The sequence below is a fragment of the Streptomyces sp. NPDC060198 genome, assembly GCF_042728415.1.
GTDB lineage: Bacteria > Actinomycetota > Actinomycetes > Streptomycetales > Streptomycetaceae > Streptomyces.
In genome coordinates this window covers 1-8,855 of record NZ_JBHWZJ010000289.1, presented here as the reverse complement: position 1 = coordinate 8,855, position 8,855 = coordinate 1, and the positions used below count along the sequence as shown (strand labels likewise).

Here is an 8,855-nt window from a genome sequence, read left to right as displayed (position 1 = left end):
GGTGTGCGGGGGCGGGGCGGCCGGTGTTCGCCGATGCGCTCAGCGCGCATCGCCGGGTTCAGCGATCAGACCAGGTCGGGGTACTGGTTCCAGCCCCCGGAGCCGATCTGGACGCGAGCCTTGAACGGCGTCTTGGTGACGCCGGTGCCCGCGTAGAAGAACAGCTGGCCCTTGGAGTTGGACGTCAGGAGGTCGGCGATGCCGTCCCCGTTGATGTCGCCCGGAGCCGTGAGGTTGGAGTACTGGCTCCAGCCGCTGCCGCCGACCTGGACGCGGGCCCCGAACGGGGTGGCCGCCTTGCCGGTGCCGGGGTAGAGGAACAGCCCGGCAGAGCTGCGGGCCAGGAGGTCCGCGTGACCGTCACGGTTGAAGTCACCGGCGCCGACCAGCTTGTTGTACTGGCTCCAGCCGCTGCCGCCGACCTGGACCCGGGCCTTGAAGGAGAGGCCGTTGCCGTTGCCCGCGTAGAAGTACAGCGCGGTGGAGCTGCGGGCGATCAGGTCGCTCTTGCCGTCACCGTTGAGGTCGCCGGGGCCGACGACCAGGTTGTACGACTTCGAACCGGCGGCGACCTCGGGGTCGCCCTGCGCGTAGCTGGCCGTGTTGTACAGGTGGCCGTCGTACTTGCTGTGCTCGATCAGGTCCGACACCCCGTTGGAGGTGAGCGAGACGCTGTGGGTGAGGCTGCTGTAGGAGCGGTCCCAGCCCGAGCCGATGAGGTACTTCGCCGAGAGCTTCCCGAGTCCGGTGCCCTCGTAGTAGTACAGGGTGCCGCCGCTGGTGCGGGCGAAGACTCCGGACTTGCCGAAGGCCGGGTTGTTGCCTGCCCCGGCCAGCTGCGTGACCGTGTTCCAGCCCGTGGTCGCCTGCGCGATTCGGTCCTGGAAGAAGCCGTTGCCCTTGCCGTCGTAGAAGTACAACTTGCCGTCGTAGCCACGGACCGTGAGGTCCGCGGTTCCGTTGCCGTTGTAGTCGGTGCCGCCGGTGATCTGGTTGTACTGCGCCCAGCCGGTGCCTCCGATCTTGATCTGGGTCGCGAACGGGTAGGCGTTGGCCTTGCCGTTGCCGGGGTACAGGTAGAGACCGCTGGCGTTGCGGACCACCAGGTCGGCGATGCCGTCACCGTTGAGGTCGTCCGCGCCGACCAGCTGGTCGAACTGGGACCAGCCGGCGCCACCGACCTGGATGCCCTTGCCGAAGTTCGTTCCCGTACCCGGGAAGAGGAACAGACCGGCGGTGCTGCGGGCCAGCAGGTCCGGAGCGCCGTCACCGTTCAGGTCACCGGGGACGACGAGCTTGTTGTACGCCTGCCAGCCGCTGCTGAGCGTGGTGTACGAGCTGAGGCCACCGTCGATGGTCGCGTTGACACCGTTGTACAGCCGGAGCGATCCGGTGGGAGTCACCGTCAGCAGGTCGGCCTTGCCGTCGCCGGTCATGTCGCCGGGCAGCAGCAGGTCCTTGACCTCGCCGGTCTCGCCGGAGATGACGTCGGCCCAGCTGTAACCCCAGTCGGTGTAGACGTCACCCCAGCTCTCGCGGTAAGCGATGTCACCGGTGCCGTCGCCGTCGAAGTCGGCGCGCTGGGCGGCCGTGACGGGGGCGGCGGCGGAACGGGCCATCGGGTTGGACGGCTTGGGCGCCACGGCGTCCTGGCGGTCCGGTGCGGTGAAGGTGGAGTGCGCGGGGGTGGAGTGCTGCGGCACGGTGACCGTACCGGGGGTCGCCGCGTCGTTCCCGGCCGCGTGTGCGGTGATCGTCATCGAACCGCTGACCAGGAGACCGGCGCAGACTATCGCTGCCGAAGTGGCCATCTTCCGGGACCGTCGGGTCCCGGGTACTGCGGGGTTGGGCATTCTGCCTCCTGTGGAAATGACGACTCCACGGAGAGTGGCGCGCGTGCCGGAGCCGACTCACGCGTCATGCGGTGTCGGATGTATGGCGCCGTCGACGTGCCTACGGTGTCGGTCGTGACACCGGCGCACGGCATGACGGAAACGGAAAACCCCCCACCAGCGGTGGCGCCCCTCCCCAGGGTCGTGAAATAGATCTATCCCCAGAAGGGCACCCCGGGCAAGTCCATTGTCCGATCGGACCGGATTCCTTGCGCAATCCTGATTGCCCCTCCCCGGGTGAAATTCGGGAGGGACATGGGCAGGTCGCACGTAAACGACGGGGAAATGACCGACCGGCGAGCAAAAAAATGTGGACGGAGACGAGTGGACATGGGCACCCGACGAATCGGCGTCCTCACGCGCGGAACGCTCCGAATGCCGGATCAACCGACGTGATCAGGTCCAAACCGCGCCGAGCGCGACGAATCCGCAGATGAGGACGAACAGGATCGCCAGCAGCGGCCAGACGAAGCGCAGGTACGTGTCGTAGCCGATCTTCGCCAGCGCGATGCCGCCGATGGTGACGGCCGTCGTCGGCACCCAGAGGTTCATCCAGCCGCTCGCCGCCTGCCAGGCCGTCACCACCACGGCACGTGAGACGCCCGCGAAGTCGGCGAGGGGTGCGAGGATCGGCATCGCGAGGGTGGCGTGCCCGGAGGTGGAGGGGATCAGGAACGCCAGGGGCAGGTTGACGACGAAAACGACGACCGCGAAAAGCCCGGACGAGACCCCGGACACCGCCCCCTCGATGGAGTGCAGGACCGTGTCGGTGATCTGCGAGTTGTTCATGATGACGGTGACGCCACGGGCCAGCACGATGACGAGCGCGGGCGAGATGAAGTCCGCCGCGCCCTGCACGATCGTCGCGCTCAGCTTCTGTTCGCCGAACCGGGCCACCACGCCGACGACCACCGCCGCGACGATGAAGAGCGCGGCCAGTTGCGGGAACGACCAGCCGAGTTCGAAGCCGTACGGAGTGGCCTCGGCGTCTCCGGAAATGGCACTGGACCACGGGACCACGGAGAAGATCATGAAGGCGAAGGTCAGTCCGACCAGGACCAGGATGATCTGGTGCAGCCGGGTCAGCGGAGGCGGTTCCTCCGCCTTCACCGCCGACTGCTCGCGGTCGCCGGGCAGGAAGCCGGAGAGGGAGCGTGCGGGATCCCTGCGGACCCGGGAGGCGTACCGGACGACGTAGGCGATGGTGACCGCCGTCAGGACGATCCACATGAGCCCGCGCAGCACAATGCCGTCGCCGAGGGAGATGTCGGCGGCGGAGGAGGCGACGCCGGTGGCGAACGGATTGACGGTCGAGCAGAGCACCCCGATACCGGCGCCCAGGATGATGGTGCCGGTCGCGACCATGCGGTCGTAGCCGAGGGCGAGCATCAGCGGCACGATCAGTCCGTAGAAGCCGAGGGTCTCCTCGGCAAAGCCTTCCACGGTGCCGAGCAGTGAGAAGACGACCATGACACCGGCGATGAGCAGGGCGCCGCGCTCGCGCAGCCGGTGGGCGAGGCGGCCGATGCCCCGGTCGAGGGCTCCGGTGGCGAAGACGACGGTGATGAACGCGCCGATCGCGATGACGAAGAGGAACACGCCCGCGCTGCCGTACAGTTCACCGGCCAGATCGGGTCCCACCTGGCCGGTCTTGGCATCCTGGATTCCGTACAGACCGTTGACGGGTGAGAGGAAGAGGTCGTTGAGCCGGTCCACGAGGCTCTGGCCGGCGGGGACCCGGTGGTAGGTGCCTTGGACCGGGGCTCCTTCGGCGTCGCGGTCGTAGGCTCCCGAGGGGATGAGAAAGGCGAGCGCCCAGACGGCGAGGGTCACCAGGGCGAGGATCGTCAGCGCACTGGGGAACGTGAACTTCCGCTTGGGCGGGGGTCTCTCGTCGGCGTCGGCGCCGCCCGTCACCTGTGTGCTCATGCCGCGCCTCCGGCTCGGTGTCCGGCCGCGAACTCCCGCAGGAAGGCGGCTTCGGCGATCACCGCCGACCGGAGTTCGGAGAAGAGCACCCGTTCGTTCGGGGCGTGCAGGTTGCACATGTTGTCCTGGGCCCCGAACAGCAGCACCTCCGCTTTGGGCACCGCCCTGGCCAGCCCGTTCACCAGTGGAATCGATCCGCCGCCGGCGATGTACTCGGGTTCCTCGCCCCAGCCCTCCCTCAGCGCGACGAAGGCCGCCCGGTAGGCCGGGCCGTCGGTCCGGGCCTCGAATCCGGGGCCGGTGTCCCCGGCGGTGACGGTGAGCGGAATTCCGAAGGGGCGGAGTGCCTCCAGGTGGGTGACGAGGAGTCCCCGCGCTTCCCGCGGGTCCTGCAGCGGGTGGAAGCGCAGGTTCAGCTTGGCGCGGGCGTACGGCACGACGGCGGAGGCCGCGTGGTCGACGCTCGGGGCGTCGATGCCGACGACGGTGACCGCCGGTCCGCTCCAGAGCCGTTCGCCGAGGCTGCCCGATCCGGTCAGGGGCACCCCGTCGAGCACCCCGGCGAGGGAGCGGAACTCCTCCTCGGTGAAGGTGGTGCCGGTCCACTCCTCGCGTCGCAGTCCCTCGACGGCCACGTCGCCGTGCACGTCGTGCAGGGTGGAGAGCGCGGTGAGCAGCGCCAGCAGGGCGTCGGGGGCAGCGCCGCCGAACTCGCCGCTGTGCCGGGGCTCGGCGAGGGTACGGACTTCGACGACGACCTCCGCGGCACCGCGCAGCCCCGTGGTGAGGGTGGGGCTGCCGGGGCGGATGTTACCGAGGTCCGCGATGACCATGGCGTCGCAGGCGAAGCGGTCCGGGTCGGTGGGCGGGTACTCGTCGAAGACGCTGCCGTATTCCTCCTGGCCTTCCAGGACGATCTTCAGCCCGACCGGTGGCACACCGCCGAAAGCCCTCAGCACGCCGAGGTGCACGATGACGTTCGCCTTGTCGTCGGCGACGCCCCGGGCCCTGAGGCCGCCTCCGCCGTCGAGGAGGGTGGGCTCGAAGGGCGGTGACCGCCAGAGGCTCTCGTCGCCCGGGGGCTGGACGTCGTAGTGCCCGTAGAGGAGGACGGTGGGCGCGCCGGGGGTGGGCGGCGGCACCTCGGCCACGATGACCGGCGCGGTGTCGGGGAGGTCCAGCCGGTCGATCCGTGTGACGCCCGCCCCGCGCAGCAGGTCCACCACGAGATCGTGGGCCTCCAGGACCGGCTCGGGCGGGAAGCCGGGGAAGGCGACGGAGGGAATGGCCGTCAGCCGTTCCAGGTCGGCGGTCAGACCGTCCATCAGCGCGTCGACCCGGGTGCTCAGGTCCATGGTGCACACCCCTGTTCCTCGTGTACTCGCGTCCGGGGTTCTGGGGCGTGTCCGTGACGGTCCTCGCCGGGCACGGGGCTTCGCGGACAACCCTCAGGGATCAATGGACCACAGGGCGGGCCCTCCCGCGCGTCCGCGAAGCCGGGCGCCGCACCGGCCGGCCGGCCCGTCAGCCGCCGAGTACGAGAGTGCGCTGCGCGGAGAAGTCGCCCCACTTGCCGTCGGGGAGCTTGGCCCGGAGCTTGACGGAGTGCCGGGTGCCCTTCGGCTCGGTGAGCGTCAGCTCGTAGGTGGCGCGGCCCTTCGGGGGCGTTCCGCCCCAGACGATGGTCGTGGTGGCCTTCCCGTCGAGGTACAGCTCGTACCCGGGGATCACTCCGCCCACCTCGGGCTGGTCCCAGGAGAGTCTCACGACGTAGCTGCCGGACTCGTCCCCGGTTTCCGCGCGCAGACCGGTGGGGGCGGTGCTCACGGGGGCACCGGGGGCGGACCGGGTGGTGACGTCGACGGACCGGCTGTCGTCCGAGGACTTGTCCGAGGCGTCACGGGCGCGGACCGTGAAGGTGTAGACGGTTCCGGGCCGCAGGCCGGTGAGCCGGGCGCTCGTCACGGTGCCGGAGGCGCTGTGGATGCGGGAGTCCTCCTGGTAGACGTCGTACGAGGAGACGCCGACGTCGTCCGACGCGGCTTTCCACGACAAGGTCAGGCTGTCGGTACCGACCGCGGTGGCGCGCAGTGCCGCCGGGACGGACGGCGCCTTCCGGTCGTCGGGCGGGGTGGCCCGGGTGGTGACGGACACTCCGGGGCCGGGCTTCGAGAGGTTGCCGGCCGCGTCCCGGGCCCGGACGGTGAAGGTGTATCCGGTGGACGCGGTGAGCCCGTCGACGTCGATCATGTGCTTGGCGGCGGGGACCGTCTTCACGCGGGTGGCGCCGTCGTAGATCTCGTATCCGGTGACCGCCTTGTCGTCGGTGGACGGCTCCCACATGACGTGCACGGAGGTGGCGCTGCTCGCCTGGGCGGTCACGTCCTGGGGGGTGGTGGGCGCGTCGGTGTCGGACGCCTCCGCCGAGCCGCCGCAGCCGGTGAGCAGGGCGAGGAGAAGGGCTGCGGAACAGGTCGACACGACACGCGTGGGGGGACGTTGCACGGCGCTGCCGCCTTTCATCCGGGGCGTTGGTCCAGACCTGTATGGCACGGCGCGCGGGCGGGTCACAAGAGGGGTGCGCGGAACGTTCCGCAATGTGCCGATGTACGACCCGTCCTGCTTGCGCCGGGGCACCCGGATGTGGTTATGGAGTCCCTGATTCCGCCTGACGGGACCTCGGGCGAACGGGCGGGGCACCCGGGCCACCGGCCCCGGGAATGACACGGGCGCCCCGCCGCGCTCACCGATGGCCCGTCAGCAGGCGATGGCGTACCAGACCGGGGTCCAGTTGACCGTCGTCGACTGATAGGCGGTGGAGGAGAAGAGGAAGTTCTGGTTCTTGTCGTAGAAGTACGCCACGGTGCCGGGGGTCTGGTTGTTGACGAGGGGGCCACTGCCGGTCAGGTTGGGGAGCTGGTAGAGGGTGTTGCACTTGGTGTAGGCGAAGCTGTTGCCGTTGGAGCCCTGCCCGCACACGTACGTGTAGGAACAGGACAGCGCGGCGGCGGCCTTCGCCACGGTGGGCGACTCCACCGCGTGCTGGCGGGCGCCCGCCAGCGCCTCGGCCGCGAGGGCGGCGTCGGGCCGGGCGGAGGCCGCCGCCGGCCCCATCAGCCCGAAGAGCGAGCCGGCGACGAGCGCCGCCGCGGCCGACAGGATCGCGGCGGTCTTCCGTACTGCCATGAGCGGTCTCCCTGGATCTCCCACCCCGAAGAGGCGGGTACGAGGTGTCTTCCACTTCCGCCCCCCGACCCCTCGCCGGCACGAACCGAGGAGGCAGCCGGGGGCGACGCGAGACCTACCCCCAGTCACGTTCGGTAACCTCAGGCGCCCATACCGTCACCCTAAGGAGTCACCGTCGGCACCTCGGCCACCATCCCCCCATCGAGTGAGCGACGACTCAGCCGACCGGGTTGCATGAACATGCATCGAAGTGCATACTTTTCCTATGTCTAAGGTAATGACCTCTCTGCCCGTCGGGGAACGCGTCGGCATCGCCTTCTCCGGCGGTCTCGACACCTCCGTCGCGGTCGCGTGGATGCGCGACAAGGGCGCGGCGCCGTGCACGTACACCGCCGACATCGGCCAGTACGACGAACCCGACATCGCCTCCGTGCCCGGACGCGCCCACGCCTACGGGGCGGAGATCGCCCGGCTGGTCGACTGCCGGGCCGCCCTCGTCGAGGAAGGGCTCGCCGCGCTGACCTGCGGGGCCTTCCACATCCGTTCCGGCGGGCGCGCGTACTTCAACACCACCCCGCTCGGCCGGGCGGTCACGGGCACCATGCTCGTGCGCGCCATGCTGGAGGACGGCGTCCAGATCTGGGGCGACGGCTCCACGTTCAAGGGCAACGACATCGAGCGGTTCTACCGCTACGGCCTGCTGGCCAACCCGTCGCTGCGCATCTACAAGCCCTGGCTGGACGCCGACTTCGTCACCGAGCTCGGTGGTCGCAAGGAGATGTCCGAGTGGCTGCTCGCCCACGGGCTGCCCTACCGGGACAGCACGGAGAAGGCGTACTCCACCGACGCCAACATCTGGGGCGCGACGCACGAGGCCAAGACCCTCGAACACCTCGACACCGGCCTGGAGAGCGTCGACCCGATCATGGGCGTGCGGTTCTGGGACCCGTCCGTCGAGATCGAGACCGAGGACGTCACCGTCGGCTTCGAGCAGGGCCGCCCGGTGACCATCAACGGCAAGGAGTTCGCCTCCGCCGTCGACCTGGTGCTGGAGGCCAACGCCATCGGCGGCCGGCACGGCCTGGGCATGTCCGACCAGATCGAGAACCGGATCATCGAAGCCAAGAGCCGCGGCATCTACGAGGCGCCGGGCATGGCCCTGCTCCACGCGTGCTACGAGCGCCTCGTCAACGCGATCCACAACGAGGACACCCTCGCCACCTACCACAACGAGGGCCGTCGCCTCGGCCGCCTGATGTACGAGGGCCGCTGGCTGGACCCGCAGGCGCTGATGATCCGCGAGTCGCTCCAGCGGTGGGTCGGCATGGCCGTCACCGGCGAGGTGACCCTGCGGCTGCGGCGCGGCGAGGACTACTCGGTCCTGGACACCTCGGGACCGGCCTTCAGCTACCACCCGGACAAGCTGTCCATGGAGCGCACCGAGGACTCCGCCTTCGGGCCGGTGGACCGGATCGGTCAGCTGACCATGCGCAACCTCGACATCGCCGACTCCCGCGCCAAGCTGGAGCAGTACGCCGCCATCGGCATGGTCGGCACCTCCCACCAGGCGCTGATCGGTGCGCAGGCCGCTTCCACTCCGCTGATCGGTGCGATGCCCGAGGGCAACGCCCAGGAGATCGCCTCGCGCGGCGAGGCCCCCGGCGGCGACAAGCTGCTCGACAGCGCCGCCATGGAGTTCGGCGCCGACTGAAGCGTGCTGCGGAAGTGGCGCCGTCCGCCCGTGGGGCGGGTCCGGAGGGCGGGTCCGGCGGCGTCCGGTGCGTGCGATCGCACGGCGGAGGGTCGCCCCGATACTGGATGTATCGGGGCGATCCCGACAACACGGCG

Annotated in this window: 6 protein-coding genes; 1 reads left to right on the top strand and 5 read right to left on the bottom strand. The window is 69.8% G+C overall.

Going from position 1 to position 8,855, the window contains the following annotated elements; translation table 11 throughout:
- Positions 1-65: 65 nt before the first annotated feature.
- From ACFWEP_RS26690 to ACFWEP_RS26670, 5 genes are all read right to left on the bottom strand, one after another.
- A complete protein-coding gene (locus ACFWEP_RS26690; RefSeq protein ID WP_387373609.1) occupies positions 66-1,811 on the bottom strand; it encodes an FG-GAP repeat domain-containing protein in 1,746 nt (581 codons plus the stop codon).
- 477 nt (positions 1,812-2,288) lie between these two features.
- Positions 2,289-3,821 (bottom strand): YfcC family protein, encoded by a 1,533-nt coding sequence (locus ACFWEP_RS26685; RefSeq protein WP_387373607.1) that lies wholly within the window; start codon positions 3,819-3,821, stop codon positions 2,289-2,291.
- Complete coding sequence (locus ACFWEP_RS26680) at positions 3,818-5,176, bottom strand: M20/M25/M40 family metallo-hydrolase (RefSeq protein ID WP_387373605.1); 1,359 nt, start codon at positions 5,174-5,176, stop codon at positions 3,818-3,820. Before ACFWEP_RS26680 ends, ACFWEP_RS26685 begins: the two co-directional genes overlap by 4 nt.
- Before the next feature lie 169 nt (positions 5,177-5,345).
- Positions 5,346-6,344 carry a fibronectin type III domain-containing protein gene (locus ACFWEP_RS26675; protein ID WP_387373603.1) on the bottom strand — a complete coding sequence of 333 codons (999 nt, stop codon included), beginning with the start codon at positions 6,342-6,344 and terminating at the stop codon, positions 5,346-5,348.
- Between the two features lie 234 nt (positions 6,345-6,578).
- Entirely contained in the window at positions 6,579-7,007 is a 429-nt protein-coding gene (locus ACFWEP_RS26670; RefSeq protein ID WP_387373601.1) for a hypothetical protein, read from the bottom strand.
- 265 nt (positions 7,008-7,272) lie between these two features.
- Between ACFWEP_RS26670 and argG the strand changes: the two genes are divergently transcribed.
- On the top strand, positions 7,273-8,718 hold the full coding sequence (gene argG, locus ACFWEP_RS26665) for an argininosuccinate synthase (protein ID WP_387373599.1): 1,446 nt from the start codon (positions 7,273-7,275) through the stop codon (positions 8,716-8,718).
- Positions 8,719-8,855 lie beyond the last annotated feature (137 nt).